This is a genomic window from Pseudarthrobacter oxydans (genome assembly GCF_030812335.1).
In the GTDB taxonomy this organism is placed as follows: domain Bacteria; phylum Actinomycetota; class Actinomycetes; order Actinomycetales; family Micrococcaceae; genus Arthrobacter; species Arthrobacter oxydans_B.
In genome coordinates this window covers 70,088-94,817 of record NZ_JAUSSN010000002.1, presented here as the reverse complement: position 1 = coordinate 94,817, position 24,730 = coordinate 70,088, and the positions used below count along the sequence as shown (strand labels likewise).

The following is a 24,730-nucleotide window of genomic DNA, read 5'->3' as shown; positions in this document are numbered from 1 at the left end:
CCGGCGCGGCGCTGTGCCGGGCAGGTCCGGAAACCACAGGACATCTTCCGGACAAGACAGCACAGCGCCGCGCATCACCCCCACGGCCCCAGCGAGACACAAAGGATCCGAATGAATTCCCCAGCCCTGCCCGCCCTTGCGGTGGACGGCCTTGGTCTGCAGATCGGCGGTGCCCGTATCCTCCAGGATGTGAGCTTCGCGGTCGGCACCAGCGAAATGGTCGGCGTCATCGGCCCCAACGGTGCCGGCAAGACCACCTTGTTCAACCTGATTTCCGGCGTGATGCGGCCGACCACGGGCAGCATCACGCTGAACGGCAAGGAGATCACGTCCGCGCCGGTCCACCGCAGGGCCAAGGCAGGGCTGGGACGGACCTTCCAGACCTCCAACCTGTTTCCCCGGCTCAGCGTGCTGGAAAATGTCCGGCTCGCCGCCCAGGCGAAACTCGGCGGCAGCTTCAGCATCCTGCGCTTCCCCTCCGCCTCCGACGAGGCCACCCGGATTGCCCGCGGCACCATCGCGGAGGTCGGGCTCACCGGCCAGCTCACTACGGCGGCGGGGGACCTCTCGCACGGCGAGAAGCGCAAGGTGGAGATCGCCGTCCTGCTGGCGACGGATCCCGCCGTCGTCCTCCTGGACGAGCCCATGGCCGGGGTGGCGTCGGGGGACGTCCCGTCCCTCACCGCGATCATCCGGGGAATGCACCGGGACCGCGGCTGCACCGTGATGATGGTGGAGCACCACATGGACGTGGTCCTGGGCCTCGTGGACCGGGTGGCCGTGATGCACCACGGCAGCCTGCTCGCCCTGGACAGCCCGGAGGCCGTGATGTCGGACCCGACCGTCCAGAGTGCCTACCTTGGAGAGCCCGTATGACCGCCGCAGCGGACGCCCGACCCATCCTCAGGATTGAGGGACTCAACGCCCATATCGCCGGTCAGCAGGTCGTGGAGGATGTCACCTTCACCGTCCCTGCCACCGGCATCACCGCGCTGCTGGGCCGCAACGGCGTCGGAAAGACCAGCACCATCAAAGCCATCATCGGCCTGATCGACCGCACCGGAACCGTGGAGCTCGGCGGCGTGCGGATCGAGAAGGAGCCGACGTTCAAGATCATCCGCAGCGGCGTGGGCTACGTGCCCGAGGACCGCGAAGTGTTCTCCAAGCTCACCGTGGCGGAGAACCTCCGGCTCGCCGAACGCGACGACGCACCCCGGCGCCAGCTCGTCGAGGAGCTCTTCCCGGACCTGCTGGCCCGGTCCGCCCAGATGGCCGGGACCCTCTCCGGCGGCCAGCAGCAGATGGTCTCGCTGGCCCGCGCGCTGCTGAACACGAACAAGATCCTGCTCGTCGACGAACCCACCAAGGGCCTGGCCCCGAAAATCGTCGCCGAGGTCGCCGAGACCCTCGCCGAAGCAGCGAAGACCGTCCCCATCCTCCTGGTCGAGCAGAACCTGCACGTTGTGCGCCAGCTCGCCGAAGGCGCAGTTGTCCTCTCCGGCGGCCGCGTGGTCCACACGGGCAGCGCCCTGAAATTCCTCGACGACGCCGAGCTGACCCAGCGGCTGCTGGGTGTCTCCGCCGAGGGCCCCGCCGGGGACAGCCCCGCCCGGGATAACACAGCCCGGGAAACCTCAGGGAAAGGTGCCGCCCTGTGAGCACCGTCGTCCTGCTCCTTTTCACCGGCCTGGGCCTTGGCGCCCTGTATTTCCTCGTCGCCGCCGGGCTGTCCCTGATCTACGGCCTGATGGGTGTGCTGAACTTCGCGCACGGCGCCTTCCTGACCCTCGGGGCCTTCGCCGGCTGGGAAGTCGCCCGCCGTGCCGGCTCGGACGACTGGTGGACGTTCCTGCTCTCCCTGCTGGTCGGGGCCGCGGCCGGAGCCGCCTTTGCCGCCTTCACCGAGTTCGTGCTGATCCGCCGGCTGTACCAGCGGCACATCGAGCAGCTCCTCATCACCCTGGGCCTGTCGCTCGCCGCGGTCGCCCTCTTCGACGGCATCTGGGGCACCGACCCGGTGTTCATCCAGGGACCTGCCTGGTTCAAGGACACCACTGAGATCCTGGGCGCCCGTGTCCCGAACGACCGGTTTGTCTGCATCATCGCCGCCGTCCTGGTGCTGCTCGCCATGGTGTTCTTCCTGAAGAACACCCGCTACGGCATGATCATCCGGGCCGGCGTCGAGAACCGGTCCATGGTGACGGCCCTTGGCATCGACGTCCGGAAGGCCTTCACCCTCGTCTTCACGATCGGCGGGGCCGCCGCGGGCCTCGGCGGGGTCCTGGCCTCGCACTACTTCGGCTACGTTTCGCCGATGCTGGGCGGTTCGCTGCTGATCTTCGCCTTCATCGTCACCGTGATCGGCGGACTGGGCTCGCTGACCGGCGCGGCCATTGCCGCCGTCGCGGTCGCCGTCCTGCAGCAGTTCGCCAACTTCTACCTCGGCGGCACCGGCGACTTCGTCGTCGTGCTGGCCCTGGCGCTCGTGCTGCTGTTCCGTCCCTCCGGCCTGCTCGGGAGAACCTCATGACCACCGATACCGACGCCGCCGACACGAACGGCACCGCCGCCGCCGGCACAGACAGCAACAGCACAGCCGCCAGCACCACAGCCGCGGACGGCGGGTCCGGGAACCCCGCGGGGCCCCGCCGGACAGCGGCTGCCGCCGGTTCCACACCGCCGGCCGGTCCCCATCCCCGCCTGACCCGCCGGACGGCCGCCGGCGCCGCCGCAGGGCTCGCCGGATTCGTGCTCCTGATCCTGCTGCCGCTGCTCAACCTGTCCCTGCCCGGGGTGCTGCCCGGACCCACCTACACCCCGGGATCCCTGCAGCTGCTGGCAATGTGCATGCTGATGGCCGCCGCGGCCCTGACCTACCACCTGCTGCTCGGCGTCGCCGGACTGCTCTCCTTCGGCCATGCCCTCTACTTCGGCGCCGGCGTCTACGGGCTGGCGATCATCCTGCAGAACCTGGACATCCCGCTGCTGCCCGCGATGGGCCTGACCCTGCTGGTCGTGATTGTGCTGGCCCACGTGGTGGGCAGCATCAGCCTGCGGGTCAGCGGCATCCCCTTCGCCATGGTCACGCTCGCGTTCGCCCAGGCCGGATCGGTGATCGTGGGGCGCAACCCGGACGGCACCACCGGCGGAGACGAAGGCCTGACGCTGCGCACGGACAACCTGCCCGACTTCCTCGTCGGGGTGGTCAACACCCGGAACCTTTACTGGCTGGCGCTGGCGGTGCTGGTGGTGGTCTTCGTTGTGGTCACCTGGGTGGAGTCCTCCCGCGCCGGACACCTCGCCGCCGCGGTCCGCGAGAACGAACTCCGCGTCCGCGTCCTGGGCCTGCAGCCGTACCTCGTGAAGCTGCTGATTTTCGTGGTCTCCGCCGTTCTGGTCAGCATCATCGGCATGGTGTTCCTGCTCCTGCAGAGCGGCGCCGTCCCGCGGGCCATCTCCGCCGACCTGACCATCACCCTGCTCGTTATGGTGGTCCTGGGCGGCGTCGGCTCCCGCTGGGGCGCCGTGATCGGCGGCATCTTTTACACCATCCTGGACCAGCGCCTCACGACCCTCGCGAACTCCGACGCCATCGATGCGCTGCCGGACATCCTGCGGATACCGTTGTCGGAGCCCTTGTTCATCCTGGGCACCCTGTTCATCCTCGTGGTGCTCTTCCTGCCGGGCGGCCTGACGGGCGCCGCGAAGCGGCTCGCCCAGCGCCGCAACCGGCGCGGCCGGTCCACCGGACACGACGGCACCGGCAATGACAGCACCGGTCCGGACAGGACCGGTCCGGACAGGACCGGGCATGAGAGCACCGCGACGTCCCGCGAGATTCTGGAGGAATCGGCATGACCCCCGCTGACGGACTGCACACCCTGGGCCGCTGGACCACCGACCGCAGCCTCGCCACCCTGCATCGGATCGCCGTCGATGACCGCGGCTGCACGCTGAGCTACGGCGAACTGGAACGCCGGGCGGCCGGCCTCGCCGTCGGCCTGGCGGCTGCCGGCTACGTGACGGGGGACCGGATCGCGACCCTGACCGGCAACAGCTCGGACCACGTCGTGGTGTTCTTCGCCTGCGCCAAGGCGGGGCTGGTCCTCGTCCCGCTGTCCTGGCGGCTCTCACCCCGGGAACTCGCCGCGCAGCTTGAGCTCGCCGATCCCCAGCTGCTGCTTGTGGAGGACGAGCTGGAGTCCCTCGCCGCGGGCGCCTGCACCCTGCTGGCGCACCGGCCCCGGACCGCCGCGCTGGGCCCGGGCGGCATCGAAAAGTCCGTGCCCCCGCCGTCCCGGGTGCTGGCCGCCGCGGTGCCCGATGCGGGCGCCGCGGGGGTGTACGTCCGCGGGCCTGAAATACGCGGGCCTGAAATGCGTCTGCTCGAAGCGCCGCGGGAAGTGCGCGACGACGACCCCCTGCTGATGATCTTCACCTCCGGCACCGAGGGGGCCAGCAAGGCCGCCGTGCTGACCCATGCCAACTGCTTCTGGACCAACCTCTCACTGTCCCGGACGATGGATCTGGGCAGCACCGACGTTGTGCTGGCCGTGCTGCCGCAGTTCCACGTTGGCGGCTGGAATATCCAGCCGCTGCTGGCCTGGTGGACCGGCGCGACCGTCGTGCTGGAACGCGGCTTCGAGCCCGGCCGGGTGCTGCAGCTGATCGCGGAGCGCCGGGTCACCATGCTGATGGGCGTCCCCACCCAGTATCTGATGCTCGCCGAACACCCGGACTTCGCCACCGCCGAGCTCGGCAGCCTCCGCCACGCCGTGGTGGGCGGGGCGCCGATGCCGGCGCCCCTGCTGCGGATCTGGCACCGCAGGGGAGTGGCGTTGAGCCAGGGCTACGGGCTGACCGAGGCGTCGCCGAACGTGCTCTGCCTGGCCAACGAGGATGCCGCCCGGATGGTGGGGTACTCGGGCAAACCGTACCCGCATGTGGCCGTCGCGGTCGCCGACCCGGTGACCGGGGACATTCTGGACGGTGCCGCCTCCGGGGAACTGCTGGTGGGCGGCCCGGGGGTCTTCGCCGGCTACTTCCGCGACCCCGCCGCGACGGCCGCCGTCCTCGTCGGGGACTGGCTGCGCACCGGCGACCTGGTGGAGCGCGACGCCGAGGGCTACATCAAGGTCGTCGACCGGCTCAAGGACATCTTCATCTCCGGCGGCGAAAACGTCGCCCCGGCCGAGGTCGAGGCGGCGCTGCTGGCCCATCCGGCGGTGGCGCAGGCCGCCGTCGTCGGGGTGGAGGACGAGCGCTGGGGCGAAACCGGCGTCGCCTTTGTGGTGATCCGGCCCGGCATGGCCACCGATGAACAGGAACTCCTGGAACACTGCGCGGCCCGGCTGGCGCGGTTCAAGGTTCCCGGACGGATCGAGACCGTCGGGGCGCTGCCGCGCACTGCGCTGAACAAGGTGCTGCGCGGCCGGCTGCGGCAGCAACTGGACGGGCGCGGTCGGGCGGGACGACCCGACGGCAAGGTCGCGTCCCTGCCCGCGGACGGGGGCCGGCGGTGAGCGCCGCGCCGCGCACCGCGAGGGGCACCCGGACCCGGGCCAAGCTGCTGCAGGCAGCCGAGACGGTGTTCGCCTCGGTGGGCTACCACGAGGCCTCGATCGTGAAAATCACCGAGGAGGCCGGCGTCGGCCTCGGCACCTTCTACCTCTACTTCGAGGGCAAGCAGGCGATTTTCGATGAGGTCGTCGAGGACCTGAACCGGCGCGTCCGTCACGCCATGGCGGAAGCCGCCGGCTCTGCCGGCACCCGGCTCGAGGCCGAACGTGCCGGATTCCGGGCCTTCTTCAGGTTCACTGCGGAACACCCCGCGCTGTACCGGATCATCCGGCAGGCCGAGTTCGTCTCGCCCGGGGCCCTGCGGCTGCACTACACCCGGATCGTCAACGGCTACATCGAAGGGCTCAAAGCCGCGCAGCTCAGCGGGGAGGTCCGGGACATGGATCCCACTGTCGCGGCCTGGGCCCTGATGGGCATCGGCGAGCTGATCGGCATGCGCTGGGTGCTGTGGGATGAGGAAGGCGCTGTTCCCGCGCAGGGTGCCCGGCCGGACGTCCCGGAGGAAGTCTTTGAGGAAATGATGCAGTTCATCGAACGCGCGCTCGCCCCCGCGCCGGCCCCCGCCCCCGGACCCGGCCCCGCTTCCGGCCCCGCCGCCAGACCCACTGAGCCCCTGGAAGGGAAAGCCCCATGACCAATCCAGCCAGCACCTCCGGTTACCGGACCACCGAGGTCCAGGTCCGTGGCGGAACCCTGCACACCGCCCTCTGGGGTCCCGAGGACCCGGCGGCGCTGACCATCCTCGCCGTACACGGGGTGACGGCGTCGCACAAGGCCTGGCCGGCGCTGGCCGAGGCCCTGCCGGAGGTTCGGATCATCGCCCCGGACCTGCGGGGCCGGGGCCGCAGCAACGCCCTGCCAGCGCCGTACGGGATGCCCTCGCACGCCGAAGACCTCGCGGCCGTGCTGGGCGCACTCAGCGGCGGGCCGGTGGTCGTGGTGGGCCATTCGATGGGCGCCTTCGTGTCCGTGGTGCTCGCGAACCTGTTCCCGGAGCGCGTGCGGTCCCTCGTGCTGGTCGACGGCGGACTGCCGCTGCAGGTGCCGGCCGAACTCAGTGACGAGCAGGTCATCGCCACCGTGCTGGGGCCGGCGGCCGAGCGGCTGAACGCCACCTTCCCCAGCCGGGAGGCCTACCGCAGCTACTGGAAGCAGCATCCGGCCTTCAGCGCGGACTGGGGTCCGCTGGTGGAGGACTACGTGGACTACGACCTCACCGGCGAGGAACCCGTGCTCCGGCCGGCCACCCGGTACCAGGCGATGGCGGACGACACCGCCGAACTGCACCGCGGCCCCTCCCTCCTGAAGGCCCTGGACGAGCTGGCGGTGGAGACCCTGGTGCTGCGGGCGCCCCGCGGCCTGCTGGACGAACCCGGCGGCCTGTACGGGCCCGGTTATCTGGATGCCTGGGCGGAAAAGCTGCCGGCCCTGACCGTCCGCGAGATCCCGGACGTCAACCACTACACGATCATCATGGGCGCGGCGGGCGCTGCCGCCGTCGCTGACACGGTGCGGGAGGCGCTGGCGGTCGCGTAGCAGCCGCAATCCAGCCGCGGATGGCCGCCCGCCGGTGTGTCAGGCGGCGGATTCCAGGATCCGGGTCTTCGGGGCACCCCGGAGCGCGGGGGCCGCGGCGGCGGAATTCCAGACCTTCGCGTGCAGGTTCGCCAGGAGCGCTTCCGCCTGGGCGCGGCGCTCGAAATCGAGTTCGACCACCACGTAGTGCGGATCGTCCACCGGGCGGCTGATCCGGTGCGCGGTGACCCCCGACGCCGCACGGTTCACCGGATCGCGGTCGAACGCTGACTTCCACAGGTCAAAATCCGTGATTTCGTGTTCTATCTGCAGGGTGAACATCGCACTCAGTCCTTCCGTTTCCTATGAGCTGCCGGCTCCCTGCCTGCAGGGATATTCCACGGTAGGCGCGGCCGGGAAGCGGGCGGTATCCCAGAAATCTGGCGGGGGGCATACTGAATTCATGACCACCAGCTGGGCGCTGAGCCGGAGTCTGGAACGCATCGGGCAACTCTGCCGGGACGTGCCCGACGACAGGGAACTGCGTCGGGGAGTGCTGGCCGAGCTGGGCCGGATGGTGCCGTTCAGCGCCTTCGCCTGGCCCTTGGCGGACCCCGGATCGGCCACCGGCACCTCCCCGATGGCCCGGATTCCCTGCCCGGAAGAGCTGCCGGAGCTGATCCGGCTCAAGTATCTGACGCCCGAGTGCCGCTGGACGGCCCTGATGGGACAGGCCCGGCCGGCCACGACCCTGCTGATGGCCACGGGCGGCCGTCCGGAGCGCAGTCCGCTGTGGAACGGGCTGCTGGTCCGCTACGGGGTCACGGACGTGCTCTCCACGGTCTTCGCCGACAAACACGGCTGCTGGGGCTGGCTGGACCTGTGGCGGGCAGCGGAGGACGGAACCTTCTCGGAGCCGGAGACCGACTATGTCGCCACCGCGGCGCCGCTGCTGGCTGCCGGCCTTCGCCGGAGCCGCGCGGCACAGTGCCGACGGGAGGCGGAAGGGAGCGGTCCCGCGTGGCAGGCCGTGCGGAAGCCCCTGCCACCCCAGGCGGTGCTGACCCTGGACGAGGGGCTGGCCGTCGTGGGACAGACGGCCTCGGCGAGCGACTGGCTAGGGCTGCTGCAGCGCGGCCCCCGGCCGTATGAGGGCATTCCGGCGGAGGTGCTCAATGTCGCCGCCCAGCTGCTGGCGCGCGAAGCCGGCGTGGACTCCCACCCGGCCATGTCGCGTGTCCCCGTCGGCCTCGGCGCCTGGGCGCTGCTGCGCTCCACCCGGATGGACACCGGGCGGCCGGGGGCATCCCCTCCGCTCGCGGTGACCATCCAGGAATGCCCGGCGGTGGAACGGCTGGAGGTGTTCGCCCGTTGCTTTGCCCTCACCCCGCAGCAGCACCGGCTCCTGGGCCTCGCCGCGGCCGGACTCAACACGGCGGAACTCGCGACGGCCCTGCGGATCCGCCCCTACACCGTGCAGGACCAGTTCAAGCTCATCTTTGCCGCTTGCGGGGTCCGGAGCCGGGGTGCGCTGCTGGGCCTGGCCCTTGGCACCGCGGCAGTGCCGGCTGATACCGCCTAACCGCCGGCGAACGGCGGCAGCACGTCGACGACGTCGTCCGGCTTCAGCGCCGCCGCACGGTTCCGCACGGCCACCTCGTTGAGCAGGAAGCTGCTCCGGGACAGCAGGCGCGCCAGCGGCGGCGTTCCGGCCGGGGGTTCCTGGCGCTCGACGGCGAGGATCGCCTCCAGCAGCGCGGCGACGGTGGCTCCCGCGGGGAGCTCAAAGCGTTCCTCGTCGACGCCGGCGGCAGCGCGCGCGGCAGCGAAATAACGTACGTTCACGGGTGGTTCAGCCTCCGATGGCGCTCATGCTGCGGTCCGGCTGGACGAAGTCCGGGGCGTCCAGTCCGACGTGGTCCATGCCGTGGGCCTTGGGCTTGATCCACATGGCGTCCTGCCAGCGCTCGGCGAGCTGTTCGTCGCTGGCGCCGTCGCGGAGCAGCCCCAGCAGGTCCACTTCCTCGCGGGAGAACAGGCAGCTCATGATCTTGCCCTCGGCCGTGATGCGGGTGCGGCGGCAATCGGAGCAGAACGGTTCGGTCACGGAGGCGATGATCCCCACGGTTCCCAGCAGGGGTCCGGTCGCCTCGGCCGTGCCGGGCACGCGGGCCCGGACCTCGAAGCGTTCGGCCGGCGCGCCGTCGCGGTCCCGCGGGTCGGCGCTCAGCACGTAGTCGACCGAGAGCAGCTCACGGATCTCCGCGGCGGTGATCATGTTCCGGCGGGTCCAGCCGTGGTCGGCGTCGAGCGGCATCTGCTCGATGAACCGCAGCTCATAGCCGCGGTCCAGCGCCCAGGCCAGCAGGGCAGGGGACTCGGCGTCGTTGATGCCGCGCATCAGCACGGCGTTGAGTTTCACGGGGCCCAGCCCGGCGGCCCAGGCGGCGTCGACGCCGGCCAGGACCTTGTTCAGGAACGGGCGGCGGGTCAGCTGGGTGAACGTTTCCTCGTGGAGGGAGTCCAGCGAGACGTTGATCCGGGACAGTCCGGCGGCCTTGAGTCCGGCGGCCTTCTTGTCGAGTCCGACGGCGTTGGTGGTCATGGAGATCGGAAGGTCGGGGTGGGCCTGGCGGAGCGCCGAAATGATGTCCAGCAGGTCGGCCCGGACCAGCGGTTCACCGCCGGTGAGCCGCAGCTCGCGCACGCCCAGCATGTCAACGCCGATCCGGACGATCCGGACAATTTCCGCCGCGGACATCACCGCCTGCTTGGACAGCCACTCCAGGCCCTCGGCGGGCATGCAGTAGGTGCAGCGCAGATTGCATTTGTCCGTCAGGGACAGCCGCATGTCCGTGGCACGGCGGCCGTAGCGGTCGACCAGGCCGGCGGGCATTCCGGCGGGGCGACCGGACGGCTGCGGGCCGGAGGTGCCCGCGCCGGAACTGTCCTCCGCGCGGGGCTGGGGCATACCAAGCTGAACACTCATAAAGTCAGGCTACGCCACCTCGGCGCCGGCATCACTCCTGTTGGCCCCGGGATTGCGTCGTGGGGGTTCCGTTGCGTCCGGTTGCGTTCCCGGTGCCGTTGGCCACGCCTTGGTCATACGGGCGGGACGGCGCGAACCTGTGCTGGCGAACCTATGCTGGAGGAGTGAACACCTCCCAGCACGGGCAGCCGGGCACACTAACAGGCCCCGGCCCGCAAACCCCTGTGCCGCGGATGACGGACCGGCAAGCGACCGGCTGGGCGGCTGCCGCCGGTGTCGTGGCCGTCGGGACGGGACTTGCTTTGGGGGAACTCGCGGCAGGACTGCTGAGCCCCTCGCTCTCCCCGGTGACCGCTGTCGGCGGCGCCGTGATCGATGTGGTCCCGCCGGGTGTGAAGGACTGGGCCATTTCCCTGTTCGGCACGGCGGATAAGGCCGCGCTGCTGGTCGGCATGGGGCTCCTCATCGCCGCGCTGGCTGCCCTGTCCGGGATCGTGGAGCTGCGGCGCCGCTTCGCCGGGGTGGCCGTCATTGCCGTCTTTGGGGCGGCGGGACTGGCTGCCGTCCTGGGCCGGTCCGAACTCACCGGGGGCGCGATCCCGGCCCCGCTGCTCGCCGCCGCCGTGGGCATGATCCTTTTGCGCTGGCTGATAGGCAAGCTGGGGGAGTGGCAGACCGACGCCGGGCCTGACGCCGGACCCGAAGCGGGGCCCGAAGCCGGGCTCGGAACCGGACTTGATGCCGGGCCCGACGCCGGACGTGAGGCAGGACTTGGCGCCGGACCGCCGCGCGGCGGACCCGGCCCCACGGCGCCGCCACCGTCCCGCCGCCGTTTCCTGCAGGCGCTCGGCGGAACTGCCGCCGTCGCCGCGGCCGCCGCTGTGCTCGCCGCGACATTCCGGGGAGCCGCCGCCGTCGTGAATGAAGTGCGCAGCAAACTCGCGCTCCCCGTCCCCGTGTCGCCGGCCCCGCCGATCCCGGCCGGAGCCGAGGTCCGGCTGGACGGGGTGGGCCCGCTGGTGACCCCCAACAAGGACTTTTACCGGATCGACACCGCCCTGCGCGTCCCGGTGGTGGACCCGGGCCAGTGGACCCTGAAGGTCACCGGCCTCGTGGAGCGCGAGATCTCCCTGGACTTCGCCACGCTGCTGGCCAAACCGCTGGTCGAACGGCACGTCACCATCGCCTGCGTCTCCAACGTGGTGGGCGGGGACCTGATCGGCAACGCCCGCTGGCTCGGCTGGCCGGTCCGGGACCTCCTGGCCCTCGCCGGCCCGAAGGACGGCGCGGACATGGTCCTGTCCCGCAGCGCGGACGGCTGGACCGCCGGCACCCCGCTCGAGGTGCTGACGGACAACCGGGACGCGCTCCTGGCCGTCGGGATGAACGGCGAACCGCTGCCGCTGGAGCACGGCTTCCCGGCCCGGCTGATCGTTCCCGGCCTCTACGGCTACGTCTCGGCGACCAAGTGGGTCACCGAGCTCAAGGTGACGCGCTTCGCGGACGACGTCGGCTACTGGACACCCCGCGGCTGGAGCGAGCGGGGACCCATCAAGACCTCCTCCCGGATCGATGTGCCCCGGGACGGCCGCCCGGTGAACGCCGGGACGGTGGCTTTCGGCGGCGTCGCCTGGGCCCAGCACATCGGGATCGGCCGGGTGGAGCTCCGGGTCAACCGCGGCGCGTGGCAGGAGGCCGAGCTGGCCCCCGGGATCTCCCGGGACACCTGGTACCAGTGGAAACTCGAGCTGCCGCTGACGCCCGGCCAGTACGAGGTCCAGGTCCGCGCCACGGACCTCAACGGTGCCGCGCAGGTGGAGGAACGCGCCCCGGTGGTGCCCAACGGGGCCACCGGCTTTCACACAGTTAGAGTTGACGTGAAGTCCTAACCGGCCGGCCACCACGCCGGGCCGGGGAGCCGGGCCGGCGAGCCACGCCAATGGCTCACGACGAGGGGTCACCAACGCATGCACCGCACCCAGACACGGCACGTCACCGTGGAAGCGCACCGCGAGTCCGTCCGCCAGCTGCTGGCCCCGCTCCGGAGCCCGGACCGGATCGAAGTGCTCCCGCTCCTCGCGGCACTGGGCCGGGGACTCGCCGCGGACGTCGTGGCGCCGCTGGACCTGCCCCCGTTCGCGAATTCGCAGATGGACGGCTTCGCCATCCGCAGCGCCGACGTGCCCGAAGGCGGCACCGAACTGCGCGTGGTCGCCCCCGTGCCGGCCGGTGCCGCACCCCCTGAACTGGCCCACGGGACAGCCGCCCCGATCATGACCGGCGCCATGCTGCCGCCCGGGGCGGACGCCGTCGTACCGATTGAACAGGCACTGCCCGCGGTCTTCCCCGCGCCCGGCGTGCCGGCCACGGTCCGGCTGCCGGCCGTTCCGGCCAGGAACTTCATCCGCGACGCAGGCAGCGACATCCGCACCGGGGAGCTGGCCCTGGCCGCCGGAACCCACCTGGGACCCGGACAGCTGGGACTGCTGGCCGCCCTGGGCTTCACCGAGGTCCCCGTCTACCGGGTGCTGCGGATCCTGCTGGCCACCACCGGCGACGAGGTCGTGGAACCGGGCAGCCCCCTGGGGCCGGGCAAGATCTACGACTCCAACGCCACGCTGCTGGAATCCTCCATGCGCCAGGCCGGCCTCCACGTCACCCGGACCGGGATCTCGACCGACCGCCCGGAGGAACTCGCCGGCCTGCTGCGCCGGCACGCGGCGGACGTGGACCTGATCGTGACCACCGGCGGTGTCAGCAAGGGCGCCTACGAGGTGGTCCGGCAGGCGATGGAGGGCCACAACGTCGACTTCTTCGGCGTCGCGATGCAGCCCGGCGGCCCGCAGGGGATCGGAACCTTCGACGGCGTCCCGGTCCTCGGCTTCCCGGGGAACCCCGTGAGCTGCCTCGTCTCCTTCGAGATGTTCCTCCGGCCCGCGCTCGGCAGCCTCTTCGGCTCGCCGGCGCCCCGCCCGGTGGTCAGGGCACGGCTGGCCGAGGCGCTGGCGTCCCCGGCCGGCAAGCACCAGGTCCGGCGCGGCACCGTCCTTCCCGACGGCACGGTCCGGCTGGAAGGCGGAGCCGGCTCGCACCTCGTCAGCGCCCTGGCGCACTCCAATGCCCTGATCCAGGTCCCGGAAGGAATTGCCGCGCTCGCCGAGGGCTCCGAGGTGGAAGTATGGATGCTGTGAACGAAGAAAACCCCGCAACGGGAACCCCAGGCCTGACCCACCTCCGGCAGGACGGCACCGCCCAGATGGTGGACGTGTCCAACAAGGCGGAGAGCACCCGCGAGGCCACCGCCACCGCCACGGTCCGCAGCACCGCCGAGGTCCTGGCCCTGCTCGGCGCGGGCGACCTGCCCAAGGGCGATGCCCTCGCCGTCGCCCGGGTCGCCGGCATCATGGCAGCCAAAAGGACCGCGGAGCTGATCCCGCTATGCCACCCGCTGCCGATCGCCAAAGTCACGGTCGACTTCGAGCTCGACACCGACACGGTCACCGTCTTCGCCACGGTCAAGACCCGAGGGCTCACCGGCGTCGAGATGGAAGCGCTGACCGCGGCCTCGGTGGCCGCACTGAGCGTGTACGACATGATTAAGGCCGTGGACAAACACGCGGTGCTGACGGATATCAAAGTGCTGGCCAAAAGCGGCGGCAAGAGCGGGGACTGGACACGATGAGCATGCCCGAACCACACCGGCACGGCGAAGCCACGGGGCGCAAGGCCGGCGTCGTGATTGCCTCCACCCGGGCCGCGGCCGGCGTCTATGAGGACCTGACCGGACCCGTCATCATCGACTGGCTCACCGAACACGGCTTCGAGACCTACCCGGCCCTCGTCGTCCCGGACGGCGAGGCCGTGGGCGCCGCCCTGCGCGCGCTCCTGACCCAGGCGCCGGCCGTCATCATCACCAGCGGCGGCACCGGCCTCAGCCCCACCGACGCCACTCCGGAACAGACCCTGCCCCTGCTGGACCGGGAGATTCCGGGCATCATGGAAGGCATCCGCGGGGCCGGGACCGCCAAGACGCCGCTGGCGATGCTCAGCCGCGGCCACGCCGGCGCCGCAGGCCAGACCTTCATCGTCAACCTCCCCGGATCCCCGAAGGGTGTGATGGACGGCCTCAGCGTGCTGGATCCCATCCTCGGGCACCTCTGCGACCAGCTGGAGGGCAGCCATGGCCACTGACTCGACCTTTGACGTGGTGAACGCGGTGCTCAGCGCCGACCCCATTTCCGTGGACCAGGCCATCGCCGCGGTCGAATCCGACACTGCGGGCGCCGTGGTCAGCTTCAGCGGCGTGGTCCGGAACCACGACGGCGGCAAACCGGTCCAGCGGCTCAGCTACAGCGCGCACCCGACGGCGCACCAGGTGATGGCCGACGTCGTCGCGCAGCTCGTCGCCGAACAGGCCGCCGCAGGATCCGGCGGGACGGCCGCCGGGACGGCCGGCGAAACCGGCAGTGTTCCGGCCCAGCCGGTGCGGATCTGGGTGGCCCACCGGATCGGGATGCTGGAGATCGGTGACCCCGCCCTGGTCTGCGCCGTCTCCGCCGCGCACCGGGGCCAGGCCTTCGCGGTCTGTTCGGAACTCGTGGACCGGGTCAAGGCCCAGGTTCCGATCTGGAAGGAACAGTTCTTCACCGACGGCACCGTCGAGTGGGTCGGTGCGGGCGCCTGATCCGGCCCAACAAACCCGGGCCCTAAACACGGGAATCAGCGCCCGCGGCGGGCCTGTAACGCAGGGCCGCCGGTTCCGGCCGGCACCCGCCCCGGCGGTAGGGTTGAGGGCATGACCGAACAACTCGCAGTCGCCGTGCTGGGCGCGAACGGGCGCATGGGCGCCGAAGCGGTGGCCGCCGTCGAGGCCGCCGCGGACCTGAAACTTGTCGCCGCGCTGGGCCGGAACGACTCCCTGGACACCCTCGTCGACGCCGGAGCCCGGATCGTGGTGGACCTGACGGTCCCCGAGAGCACCGAGGCGAACGTCCGCTTCGCCGTCGAACACGGCATGCACGCCGTCGTCGGGACCACCGGCTGGGACGCCGACAGGCTGGCCAGGCTCGAGGAGCTCCTCGCCGGCCAGGCCGGCGTCGGAGTCCTGATCGCACCGAACTTCGCCCTCGGCTCGGTCCTGGCCTCCGCGTTCGCGGCCAAGGCCTCGCGCTATTTCGAATCGGTGGAAATCATCGAACTGCACCACCCGGAGAAGGTGGACGCCCCGTCCGGAACGGCCGTGCGCACCGCACAGCTGATCGCCGCCGAACGTGCCGCCGCCGGCCTCCCGGCCAGCCCCGACGCCACCACAAGCGAGCTCGCCGGCGCCCGCGGCTGCGAGGTCGACGGCGTCCGGGTCCACAGTATCCGGCTCCGCGGCCTCGTGGCGCACCAGGAAGTCCTGCTGGGCGGGCCGGGGGAGCAGCTGACCCTCCGGCACGACTCCTTCGACCGCGCCTCGTTTATGCCCGGAGTGCTGCTGGGTGTGCGCAACATCGCCTCCCGGCCGGGCCTCACCGTGGGCCTGGACGGCTACCTGGACCTGGGGCTTTGAGCGCCGTGGCCAACGTCCTGACCGCGTTCAAAGCCAACCGCACCAAGATCTGGGTCGGCGCCGTCACCCTCCTGCTGGTCTTCTACCTCGTGGTGTCCTTCCAGCGCGCGGTGCTGCTGATGACGGACGCCAACCCGGTGGCCCAGGCCCTCGGCGTGGCGTACCTGCTCCTGCCGGTGATCGGAGCGTGGGCCCTGGTCCGCGAGCTGCTCTTCGGCGCCCGCACCGAGAAGCTGGCGAAAATCCTCGAAGCCGAGGGCGGCCTGCCGGAGGACAACCTGCCGCGCACCCCCGCCGGAAGGATCATCCGCGAAGCCGCGGACCTGGAATTCGAGAAGTACCGGGCTGAGACGGAAGCTGCGCCGGAGGACTGGCGCTCCTGGTTCCGGCTGAGCTGCGCCTATGACGCCGCGGGCGACCGCAAGCGGGCGCGCGCCTCGATGCGCGACGCCGTCCGGCTGTACCGCACGGGATCCCGCCAGGCTTGAGCCGCAGATAGCGGGCTGCCGGACGCGGGCCGGCGCCGGCTGAACTACCGGATGCGGGCCGGCTGGTAGCGGCCGAGCTGGTTGGCGGCGTGCGCCACCCACTCCAGCGGCCCCCGCCACGCCAGGGCCGCGAAAATTCCGCCCAGGACCAGGATCGCCACGGCCTGCGCCCAGTAGACGCCCTCGACCGTCCACCCGGACGGCAGCGGCTGGCCGTACAGCGCGGCCATCACGCACAGGTGGGCCGTGTAGAAGCTCAGGGTCAGGGCGCCGGCACCGCGCAGCGGGAGCAGCACGTCCAGCCCGATCCGCTGGACCAGCCGGCCCAGCAGCAGGAAGACGCCGACGACGACGGCCGCCACCCCGGAAGTGTGCAGCAGATCCAGCGTGGTGCCCGAATGCGGGGCGCTGGAGGCGAGCCACCAGGCGGAGCCGGTCTGGTCCACACCGGCCAGGTTGACCTGCAGGAGGCTCTCCAGCGGATACGAGGGATCGAGCAGGGTCTCCTGCAGCGCCGCCCGGCCGCCCCAGTCCTCCATCATCACCACGCTGAACCACTTGGCCAGGACCGCCACCGCGGTTCCCACCGCCACCAGCAGGACCGGGACCGCGGCGGCCGTGAGGGCCAGCCGGCCGATTGCGAGGCCGATCAGCAGATAGGTGATCCACTGGAGGACCGGGTAGTAGCCGGTCAGGAACAGGTCCCCGAGTAGCACGTCGGGGGTGGACAGATCCTCCCACTTGGGGTTGTGGCCGAGCTGCAGCGGCGGTTGGGCCACGAGGAGCCAGGGCCGCAGCAGGAAGGCGAGCGCCGGGCTCACGAGCACCCAGCCGGCGGCCAGCACCAGCAGGTGTTTGACGTCCAGGCCGAGGAACGGCAGCACGCACAGGAACAACACGGCGTAGTGGACCAGGATGATGGCGATGTTCACTTCGAGCCCGCCCAGGGAGAGCCCGACGGCGCCGATCACCAGTGCCCGGAGAGCGATGCCCCGGCGGGCCGCCCACAGCTGCGGACCCTGCAGCGGCTGCTGCTTGCCGGTGGACAGGGCCAGCCCGATTCCGGCGAGGACGGCGAACAAGGCCGAGGCCCGTCCGGAAAACACGAGCCCCACCCAGGTGGGGGAGAGCTGGGCATTGGACTCGAAGGTGGGAAAGACGTGCGTGGCCATCATGCCCAGCAGGGCCAGCCCGCGGGCGGCGTCGATGCCCGACAGTCGTGCTCCGGGGCTGCCGGTTTTACCGGCTCCGGTCCTGCTCCCGGCCCGGCCCCGGGCGGTCCTGGCTGAGGAGGCTGTTCCGCGCGGGGTCATATCTCGATCGTCTCATATCCGCCTGTGCGGCAGCCTGCCCTAAGCTGTGGGGCTGCGGCCCTCTTGTATTCGAATATATGTTCGAATAGCATGGGCCCATGAACAACACACCAGAGCCCGTCTTCCCCGCATCCGGGACGCGCCGCTCCACCAGTCGGGAGCAGCGCGTCCCGGACGCGGGGTCCGGTGTCCTCAAGGCGCTGAGCCCCGGCGTCGTGGACTTCCTCTTCCGGCAGTTGGTGGCCGGCGAAGCCGCCGAGGACGTCCAATGGCAGCGCGAAGGCACCGTCCTGTCCGCGCAGGCCCCGGGGGCCGAACTTGCCCGCCGGCTCGCCGAGACCGACCTCGAATCCCTGACCCCCACCGAGCTGTTCCATTACGTGCGGGCCGCGCAGCGCCTCGCGGCCTGGGCCGAGTCCCTGCGCGAAACCGCGGTGGGCCGCTACTGCACCGCCCCGCCGGGCGGTGATGCCCCGGCGGCCTGACGCAGCGGCTGCGGCCTGTCGTCCTCCTCGTCCTCCTCCTCCTCCTCCTCCTCCCGGGCGGCCTGCCGTTGGCGCGGCACGGTGCCTAGGATGGCAGGGTGACCACCGCGCTGACGCTCTCCGCCATCCAGTACACGGCCCTCGACGGCGGCATTCCCGCCAACGTTGCCGAACATATCCGGCTCATCGAAGACGCGGATGACCACGGCGCCCGGCTCGTGGTGTTCCCCGAGCTGTCCCTGACCGGCTATGACCTCACGGGGCTGGCGGACCCGGAGCGGTGGGTGACCGCCGCGGACCCGCGGCTGGACGGACTGCGGGAAATCTGCCGGCGCACCGGGATCACCGCGGTCGTCGGCGCCCCGTTCCGGGAAGCGGACGGCACGCCCCGGCTGGCCTCGCTCGCGCTGCATCCCAACGGCGGGCTGGACGCCGGCTTCAAGGTGTCGCTCCACGGCCCGGAGCAGCAGGTCTTCCGCGCCGGAGACCAGGCGGTCATCCTGGACCTGGACGACTGGAGGATCGCGCTTGCCATCTGCCTGGACGCCGCCCGCCCGGTTCACGCCGGAGACGCCGCGGCAGCCGGTGCGGACATCTATGCCGTCTCGGCCCTCTACACCGCCGGCGAGGACCACCGGCTGGCCCTGCACCTGGGAGCGCGGGCCATGGACAACCGGATGTTCAGCGTGCTGGCCAACCTCGGCGGCACCACCGAATCCGGTCCTTCGGCGGGCGGCAGCGGTTTCTGGGGACCGGACGGACTTCCCATCCGGCAGGCGGCCGGCACGGGGACGGAAGTGCTGACCGCGACCCTGCACTACAGCGCCCTGGACCGCTATGCCCGGGAACGCCCGGCCCGGAATCGCCCTGCCCCTTCCTCCCGCGGGCCGGCCGCCGGATGAGGCAGCGGGGCCGGGTTTGATCTTCATCACGTTGCCGCCATTGTCGGTTCACGCCGGGGACAGGGTAACGTTTTTCATATGGCTGACTCTGATACCCGCTCTTACACGTTCGGAACCCTCGTGACCGCCATGGTCACGCCTTTCACTTCCGACGGTGAGGTCGACTACCAGCAGAACGCCGAGCTGGCCAACAAGCTCGTCGACGACGGCAACGACGCCCTCGTCATTTCCGGCACCACGGGGGAGACCTCCACGCTGGAAGACGACGAAAAGGAAAAGCTCTTCCGCGTTATCGTGGAGGCCGTCGGGGACCGGGCCAAGGTCATCGCCGGAACCGGCACCAACCACACGTCCCACTCGATCGAAATGGCCAAGCGCGCCGCCAAAGCCGGAGCGCACGGCCAGCTGATCGTCACCCCGTACTACAACAAGCCGAGCCAGGCGGGCATCCAGGCGCACATCGAAGCCGTCGCCGACGCCGCCGATCTTCCGGTGATGGTCTACGACATCCCGGGCCGTTCCTGCGTGCCGATCCTGCCCGAAACCATGATCCGGCTCGCGGACCACCCGAACATCGTGGCGCTCAAGGATGCCAAGGCCGACTTCGCCGCCGTGACCCGGGTCCTCGCGAACACGGACCTGGACGTGTACTCCGGCGACGACGGGCTGACCCTGCCGTGGATGGCAGCGGGCGCCGTCGGGCTCGTCAGCGTCTCCGCGCACGTCGCGTCGCGGCAGTTCCGCGCCATGATCGATGCCGCACTTGCGGGCGACTTCGCCACCGCCCGCACCATACATTTCGAACTGGACCCTCTGGTCCGTGCAGTGATGACCCACATTCAGGGTGCTGTTGCTGCGAAGCAAGTTCTTAAGTGGCAGGGAGTCCTGCCCAACTCGGTTGTCCGATTGCCCCTCGTGGAGCCGGACGAAGCTGAGATCGAAACCATCCGCGAGGACTTGGCGGAAGCCGGCATGGTCTTTTCCTGATCAGGTGTTCCTTCTGATGAGTAGAGACCAGGCCGGTCACCGCCTGGAAAGTAGTGCATTATGACCCAAACCGCCCTTCCCGGCCTTGTCACGCCGCCGAAACTGCTCAAGGACACCCTGCGGATCGTTCCGCTCGGCGGCCTGGGGGAGATCGGCCGCAACATGACCGTTTTCGAAATCGACGGCAAGCTGCTTATTGTCGACTGCGGCGTCCTCTTCCCGGAGGAAACCCAGCCCGGCGTGGACCTGATCCTGCCCGATTTCTCCTACATCCAGAACCGCCTCGATGACATCGTCGCCGTCGTTCTGACCCACGGCCACGAGGACCACATCGGCGCCGTCCCGTACCTGCTGCGCCTGCGCGCCGACATTCCCCTGGTGGGCTCCCGGCTGACGCTGGCCCTCATCGAGGCGAAGCTGCTGGAACACCGGATCAAGCCGGTCACCCAGACCGTCACCGAGGGACAGGTCCAGAAGTTCGGACCGTTCGAATGCGAATTCGTCGCCGTCAACCACTCGATCCCCGACGCCCTCGCCGTGTTCCTCCGCACCTCCGGCGGCACCGTGCTGCACACCGGCGACTTCAAGATGGACCAGCTTCCGCTGGACGGCCGGATCACCGACCTCCGCCACTTCGCCAAGCTGGGCGAAGAAGGCGTGGACCTGTTCATGTCGGACTCCACTAACGCCGACGTGCCGGGCTTCACCACCGCCGAGAAGGAAATCGGACCCACGCTGGACCGGCTCTTCGGCCAGGCCTCCAAGCGGCTGATCGTCGCGTCCTTCTCCTCGCACGTCCACCGCGTCCAGCAGGTCCTCGACGCCGCGGCCAACCACAACCGCAAGGTGGCTTTCGTCGGCCGCTCGATGGTCCGGAACATGGCCATCGCCGAGAAGCTCGGCTACCTTGAGGTTCCCCCGGGCATCCTGGTCGACATCAAGAACATCGACAACCTGCCGGACAACCGCGTGGTGCTGATGTCCACCGGTTCGCAGGGCGAGCCGATGGCGGCCCTGTCCCGCATGGCCAACGGTGACCACCGCGTCGTCGTCGGCCAGGGCGACACCGTCATCCTCGCCTCCAGCCTCATCCCGGGCAACGAGAACGCCGTGTTCCGCATCATCAACGGCCTGCTCAAGCTCGGCGCCGACGTGATCCACAAGGGCAACGCCAAGGTGCACGTCTCCGGCCACGCCGCCGCCGGCGAGCTGCTGTACTGCTACAACATCCTGGAACCGCTCAACGCGATGCCGGTGCACGGCGAAACCCGCCACCTGATCGCCAACGGCAAGATCGCCCTGGACTCCGGCGTCCCCGAGGAAAGCATCCTCCTTGCGGACAACGGCACCGTCATCGACCTCCGGGACCACCAGGCCGACATCGTCGGCCAGGTCGAGGTCGGTTTCGTCTACGTCGACGGCTCCAGTGTCGGCGAAGTCACGGAAGCGGACCTGAAGGACCGCCAGACGCTCGGCGATGAAGGCTTCATCTCCATCATCACGGTGATCCACCGCGCCACCGGCAAGGTCGTCTCCGGCCCCGAGATCCACGCCCGCGGCGTGGCCGAGGACGACTCCGTCTTCGACGAGATCATCCCCAAGATCAACGCCGCCCTGGAAGAAGCCGTGCTCAACCGCTCGGACCACACCACGCACCAGCTGCAGCAGGTTGTCCGCCGGGTGGTCGGCACCTGGGTCAACCGCAAGCTCCGCCGCAAGCCCCTGATCATCCCGGTGGTTCTGGAGGCCTAAAGCTCCGGGTCTCCAGGCCCCGGTGGCCCGGGCACCTTGCTTCAAACCATGACGGCCTTCCCGGCCTGCCGCAGGCTACTGCTCGCGGCGGACCGGGAGGGCCGTTCTTGCGTCTCCGGCCGGCAACATGGTCCCCGCGGAGGCCCGGAAATCCGCGGTTTTCGGGCCGGAGTCAGGTACCGTAGCGGGTATGGCGACACGTACTTCCTCCGCGCCTAGAGGAAACCCCAGCGGTAAATCAGGCAGCTCTTCGGCTCGGGGCTCCGGCCCGGCTGCGTCCAAAACCGGCAAGCCCTCCGGAGCAACGGGTACCGCGCGCACCCGCCAGCTGGCCGCCGTCGAACCCAAACAGCCCTGGCTGGTCCGGGTTGTGGCCGGGGCCTGGGTGGGCGTTGCCCACGTCGTCGGGGCGGGAATCCGCCGGATCGGCTACGACGTCAGCGACCTCGCCCCCGAGGACCGCCGCGACGGCGCAGCCCTGTTCAACCTCGCGCTCGGAGTCTTCGTCGCCACTTTCGCCTGGTGGGGCTTCCAGGGCTGGTTCCCGGACATGGTCTACGGAATCGTCAACGGCACCTTCGGCTGGATGTCGCTGCTGCTGCCGCTCATGCTGATTGTCTGCGCCTTCCGGCTGTTCCGCCAGCCCGTCGACGGCCGCGGCAACAACCGGATCGGGATCGGCTTCCTGATCATGACCTTCGCCGGCACCGGCCTGGCCCACGTCATCGGCGGGGAACCGAGCGTCGCCGAGGGATTCGACGGGCTGCGCCAGGCCGGCGGCATGCTCGGCTACCTCGCCGCCGCCCCGCTGGCCGCCATCCACCCGGCCGTCCCGCTGGCCGTGTACGGCGTGCTCGCCTTCACCTCACTGCTGATCGTCACCGCCACGCCGTTCGGCGCCATCCCGGGCCGGCTGCGCGGCGCCTACGAGCACCTCATGGGCATCGACCTGCAGGACCACGACGCCAGCACCGACGGCCACGACCGCAGCTACCTCTACGAAAACGACACCCCGGCCCCGGCCAAAAAGAAGCGCCGCCGCCTCTTCGGCAAGGACCAGGACGAGGACGCCGGGCTGGAAGGCTACGTCGGCGACGAGGCCTTCGAACGGGCCCTCATCGCCGACGAGGAAGCCGAAGCCGCCCGCGCCGCCGGTGGCGCCAAAACCGGTTCCAGGTCCGTCGCGCCGGGAGTGCGCCGTCCCACCCAGGCCGAGCTCGCCGTCGAGAAGATCAAGGCCGCCCAGGGGCTGGGCAGCGCCGCCGGAGCGGCCGGGGACAACTCCACCGAGGCGATCCCGCTCGTCACCCCGGGCATGGTCGCCGCCGGTTCGCTGAACCCGGCAGCCCCCGCACCCGGGGCCGCCGCGGTGGCGGCCGCCGCGCAGGTCCCCTCCAAACCCGTCGTCCCGGTACCGCTGCCCACCCCGATTCCGCAGCGCACCGAACAGCTGTCGCTCGCGGGCGACGTGACGTACACGCTGCCGCCGTCGGACGTGCTGACACCGGGCTCCATCCCCAAGGAACGCACCGAAGCCAACGACGCCATTGTCGCCTCACTGACCGAAACGCTGAACCAGTTCAACGTCGAGGCGCAGGTCACCGGGTTCAGCCGCGGCCCCACCGTGACCCGCTACGAGATCGAACTCTCTCCGGGCACCAAGGTCGAACGTGTCACCGCCCTGTCCAAGAACATCTCCTACGCCGTCGCCAGCTCGGACGTCCGCATCCTGAGCCCCATCCCCGGCCGGTCCGCGATCGGCATCGAGATCCCCAACACGGACCGCGAGACCGTGTCCCTGGGCGACGTGCTCCGCAGCCAGAACGCCCGGCGGACCGAGCACCCCATGGTGATCGGCGTCGGCAAGGACGTCGAGGGCGGCTACGTCGTCGCGAACCTCGCCAAGATGCCGCACCTTCTGGTGGCGGGTGCCACCGGTGCCGGCAAGTCGGCGTTCGTGAACGCCATGATCACCTCCATCCTGATGCGCGCCACCCCCGACGAGGTCCGCATGGTCATGGTGGACCCCAAGCGCGTGGAACTCACCGCCTACGAGGGTGTCCCGCACCTGATCACCCCGATCATCACCAACCCCAAAAAGGCCGCCGAGGCCCTGCAGTGGGTGGTCCGCGAGATGGATGCCCGCTACGACGACCTCGCCAACTACGGCTTCAAGCACATCGACGACTTCAACAAGGCCGTCCGCGCCGGCAAGGTCCACCCGCCCGAGGGGTCCAAACGGGTCATCCGGCCGTACCCGTACCTGCTGGTGATCGTCGACGAGCTCGCGGACCTGATGATGGTCGCCCCGCGGGACGTCGAGGACTCGATTGTCCGCATCACGCAGCTGGCCCGGGCCGCCGGCATCCACCTGGTGCTCGCCACCCAGCGGCCCTCGGTCGACGTCGTCACCGGCCTGATCAAGGCCAATGTGCCCTCGAGGATGGCGTTCGCGACCTCCTCCGTCACCGACTCCCGCGTGGTCCTGGACCAGCCGGGCGCCGAGAAACTGATCGGCCAGGGCGACGCGCTCTTCCTGCCGATGGGCGCCTCGAAGGCCATGCGTGTCCAGGGCGCCTGGGTCACCGAATCCGAAATCCACAAGGTCGTCGAGCACGTCAAGGGCCAGCTCAAGGCCGAGTACCGCGACGACGTCGCCCCCGAGGCGCCGAAGAAGCAGATCGACGACGACATCGGCGACGACCTCGAGGTCCTGCTGCAGGCCACCGAGCTCGTGGTCACGACCCAGTTCGGGTCCACCTCGATGCTGCAGCGCAAACTGCGGGTCGGCTTCGCGAAGGCCGGACGGCTCATGGACCTGCTTGAATCCCGCGGCGTGGTGGGCCCCTCCGAGGGCTCCAAGGCCCGCGACGTGCTGGTCAAACCGGATGATCTGGCGACCGTTCTCGCGGCCATGAAGGGCATGGAGGTGCCCGCCATCGCCGATTCCCAGACCGCGGCGCTGAGCGAGAACGCCAACGCGAACGTCGCCCAGGGCGGCTACGCGGAGGACCTCGTCGCCGCGGACCTGGACCGTCGCGGCCAGAACACACAGTATTACGACGGCGCAGACGGCGCCGACGGCGCCAACGGCGGCTCCGGCGGCCCGGACGACGACGACGGGGGTTCCGAGGACGCCTGGTCGCTCACCGGACGGTAGCCTAG

Annotated in this window: 24 protein-coding genes; 20 read left to right on the top strand and 4 right to left on the bottom strand. The window is 70.3% G+C overall.

Translation table 11 applies throughout. The annotated features are described in order from the left end of the window. Window positions 1–111: 111 nt before the first annotated feature. The 7 genes from J2W14_RS03640 to J2W14_RS03610 are packed head-to-tail and all read left to right on the top strand — an operon-like array spanning window position 112 to window position 7,116. Window positions 112–876 carry an ABC transporter ATP-binding protein gene (locus J2W14_RS03640; RefSeq protein ID WP_307458542.1) on the top strand — a complete coding sequence of 255 codons (765 nt, stop codon included), beginning with the start codon at window positions 112–114 and terminating at the stop codon, window positions 874–876. Then, a complete protein-coding gene (locus J2W14_RS03635; RefSeq protein WP_307458539.1) occupies window positions 873–1,658 on the top strand; it encodes an ABC transporter ATP-binding protein in 786 nt (261 codons plus the stop codon). Before J2W14_RS03640 ends, J2W14_RS03635 begins: the two co-directional genes overlap by 4 nt. Further along, window positions 1,655–2,530 (top strand): branched-chain amino acid ABC transporter permease, encoded by an 876-nt coding sequence (locus J2W14_RS03630; RefSeq protein WP_307458536.1) that lies wholly within the window; start codon window positions 1,655–1,657, stop codon window positions 2,528–2,530. Before J2W14_RS03635 ends, J2W14_RS03630 begins: the two co-directional genes overlap by 4 nt. After that, entirely contained in the window at window positions 2,527–3,858 is a 1,332-nt protein-coding gene (locus J2W14_RS03625; protein WP_307458533.1) for a branched-chain amino acid ABC transporter permease, read from the top strand. Before J2W14_RS03630 ends, J2W14_RS03625 begins: the two co-directional genes overlap by 4 nt. Further along, complete coding sequence (locus J2W14_RS03620; protein WP_307458530.1) at window positions 3,855–5,522, top strand: class I adenylate-forming enzyme family protein; 1,668 nt, start codon at window positions 3,855–3,857, stop codon at window positions 5,520–5,522. The genes J2W14_RS03625 and J2W14_RS03620 overlap by 4 nt, the downstream gene beginning before the upstream one ends. Continuing rightward, entirely contained in the window at window positions 5,519–6,214 is a 696-nt protein-coding gene (locus J2W14_RS03615) for a TetR/AcrR family transcriptional regulator (RefSeq protein WP_307458527.1), read from the top strand. The genes J2W14_RS03620 and J2W14_RS03615 overlap by 4 nt, the downstream gene beginning before the upstream one ends. Next, complete coding sequence (locus J2W14_RS03610; RefSeq protein WP_307458524.1) at window positions 6,211–7,116, top strand: alpha/beta hydrolase; 906 nt, start codon at window positions 6,211–6,213, stop codon at window positions 7,114–7,116. Before J2W14_RS03615 ends, J2W14_RS03610 begins: the two co-directional genes overlap by 4 nt. A gap of 39 nt (window positions 7,117–7,155) precedes the next feature. Here the strand turns inward: J2W14_RS03610 and J2W14_RS03605 are convergent, their stop codons facing one another. Further along, on the bottom strand, window positions 7,156–7,437 hold the full coding sequence (locus tag J2W14_RS03605) for a hypothetical protein (protein ID WP_307458522.1): 282 nt from the start codon (window positions 7,435–7,437) through the stop codon (window positions 7,156–7,158). A 121-nt stretch (window positions 7,438–7,558) separates the two neighbouring features. Here J2W14_RS03605 and J2W14_RS03600 point away from each other — a divergent pair, with 121 nt between their 5' ends. Continuing rightward, complete coding sequence (locus tag J2W14_RS03600) at window positions 7,559–8,677, top strand: helix-turn-helix transcriptional regulator (protein ID WP_307458520.1); 1,119 nt, start codon at window positions 7,559–7,561, stop codon at window positions 8,675–8,677. Here J2W14_RS03600 and J2W14_RS03595 read toward each other — a convergent pair. Further along, window positions 8,674–8,940, bottom strand: a complete 267-nt coding sequence (locus tag J2W14_RS03595; RefSeq protein WP_307458518.1) for a MoaD/ThiS family protein — start codon at window positions 8,938–8,940, stop codon at window positions 8,674–8,676. The genes J2W14_RS03600 and J2W14_RS03595 overlap by 4 nt on opposite strands. 7 nt (window positions 8,941–8,947) lie before the next feature. After that, window positions 8,948–10,084 (bottom strand): GTP 3',8-cyclase MoaA, encoded by a 1,137-nt coding sequence (moaA, locus tag J2W14_RS03590; RefSeq protein WP_307458516.1) that lies wholly within the window; start codon window positions 10,082–10,084, stop codon window positions 8,948–8,950. 233 nt (window positions 10,085–10,317) lie between these two features. Between moaA and J2W14_RS03585 the strand changes: the two genes are divergently transcribed. From J2W14_RS03585 to J2W14_RS03555, 7 genes are all read left to right on the top strand, one after another. Then, complete coding sequence (locus tag J2W14_RS03585) at window positions 10,318–11,973, top strand: molybdopterin-dependent oxidoreductase (protein ID WP_307459376.1); 1,656 nt, start codon at window positions 10,318–10,320, stop codon at window positions 11,971–11,973. A gap of 78 nt (window positions 11,974–12,051) precedes the next feature. After that, the gene (locus J2W14_RS03580) at window positions 12,052–13,275 is read left to right on the top strand and encodes a molybdopterin molybdotransferase MoeA (protein ID WP_307458511.1); all 1,224 of its coding nucleotides are present in this window, start codon (window positions 12,052–12,054) and stop codon (window positions 13,273–13,275) included. Further along, on the top strand, window positions 13,263–13,766 hold the full coding sequence (gene moaC / locus J2W14_RS03575; RefSeq protein ID WP_307458509.1) for a cyclic pyranopterin monophosphate synthase MoaC: 504 nt from the start codon (window positions 13,263–13,265) through the stop codon (window positions 13,764–13,766). Before J2W14_RS03580 ends, moaC begins: the two co-directional genes overlap by 13 nt. Then, window positions 13,763–14,275 (top strand): MogA/MoaB family molybdenum cofactor biosynthesis protein, encoded by a 513-nt coding sequence (locus J2W14_RS03570; protein ID WP_307458508.1) that lies wholly within the window; start codon window positions 13,763–13,765, stop codon window positions 14,273–14,275. The genes moaC and J2W14_RS03570 overlap by 4 nt, the downstream gene beginning before the upstream one ends. Further along, on the top strand, window positions 14,265–14,768 hold the full coding sequence (locus tag J2W14_RS03565; protein ID WP_307458505.1) for a molybdenum cofactor biosynthesis protein MoaE: 504 nt from the start codon (window positions 14,265–14,267) through the stop codon (window positions 14,766–14,768). The genes J2W14_RS03570 and J2W14_RS03565 overlap by 11 nt, the downstream gene beginning before the upstream one ends. A 111-nt stretch (window positions 14,769–14,879) precedes the next feature. Beyond that, window positions 14,880–15,638, top strand: coding sequence for a 4-hydroxy-tetrahydrodipicolinate reductase (gene dapB, locus J2W14_RS03560; RefSeq protein WP_307458502.1), 759 nt, complete (start codon window positions 14,880–14,882; stop codon window positions 15,636–15,638). Window positions 15,639–15,643: 5 nt separating this feature from the next. Then, entirely contained in the window at window positions 15,644–16,126 is a 483-nt protein-coding gene (locus J2W14_RS03555) for a hypothetical protein (protein WP_307459373.1), read from the top strand. Between the two features lie 44 nt (window positions 16,127–16,170). On the opposite strand, the gene J2W14_RS03550 is transcribed toward J2W14_RS03555, so the two are convergent. Then, entirely contained in the window at window positions 16,171–17,439 is a 1,269-nt protein-coding gene (locus tag J2W14_RS03550) for a heparan-alpha-glucosaminide N-acetyltransferase domain-containing protein (protein ID WP_307458500.1), read from the bottom strand. A 98-nt stretch (window positions 17,440–17,537) separates the two neighbouring features. Between J2W14_RS03550 and J2W14_RS03545 the strand changes: the two genes are divergently transcribed. The 5 genes from J2W14_RS03545 (at window position 17,538) to J2W14_RS03525 (ending at window position 24,725) form a co-directional block, all read left to right on the top strand. Continuing rightward, window positions 17,538–17,924, top strand: coding sequence for a hypothetical protein (locus J2W14_RS03545; protein WP_307458497.1), 387 nt, complete (start codon window positions 17,538–17,540; stop codon window positions 17,922–17,924). Window positions 17,925–18,022: 98 nt separating this feature from the next. Next, window positions 18,023–18,826, top strand: a complete 804-nt coding sequence (locus J2W14_RS03540; RefSeq protein WP_307458495.1) for a carbon-nitrogen hydrolase family protein — start codon at window positions 18,023–18,025, stop codon at window positions 18,824–18,826. Between the two features lie 78 nt (window positions 18,827–18,904). After that, a complete protein-coding gene (gene dapA, locus J2W14_RS03535) occupies window positions 18,905–19,813 on the top strand; it encodes a 4-hydroxy-tetrahydrodipicolinate synthase (RefSeq protein ID WP_307458493.1) in 909 nt (302 codons plus the stop codon). A gap of 60 nt (window positions 19,814–19,873) precedes the next feature. Beyond that, a complete protein-coding gene (locus tag J2W14_RS03530; RefSeq protein WP_307458489.1) occupies window positions 19,874–21,565 on the top strand; it encodes a ribonuclease J in 1,692 nt (563 codons plus the stop codon). Window positions 21,566–21,755: 190 nt separating this feature from the next. Then, window positions 21,756–24,725 carry an FtsK/SpoIIIE family DNA translocase gene (locus tag J2W14_RS03525; RefSeq protein WP_307458487.1) on the top strand — a complete coding sequence of 990 codons (2,970 nt, stop codon included), beginning with the start codon at window positions 21,756–21,758 and terminating at the stop codon, window positions 24,723–24,725. Window positions 24,726–24,730: the final 5 nt, after the last annotated feature.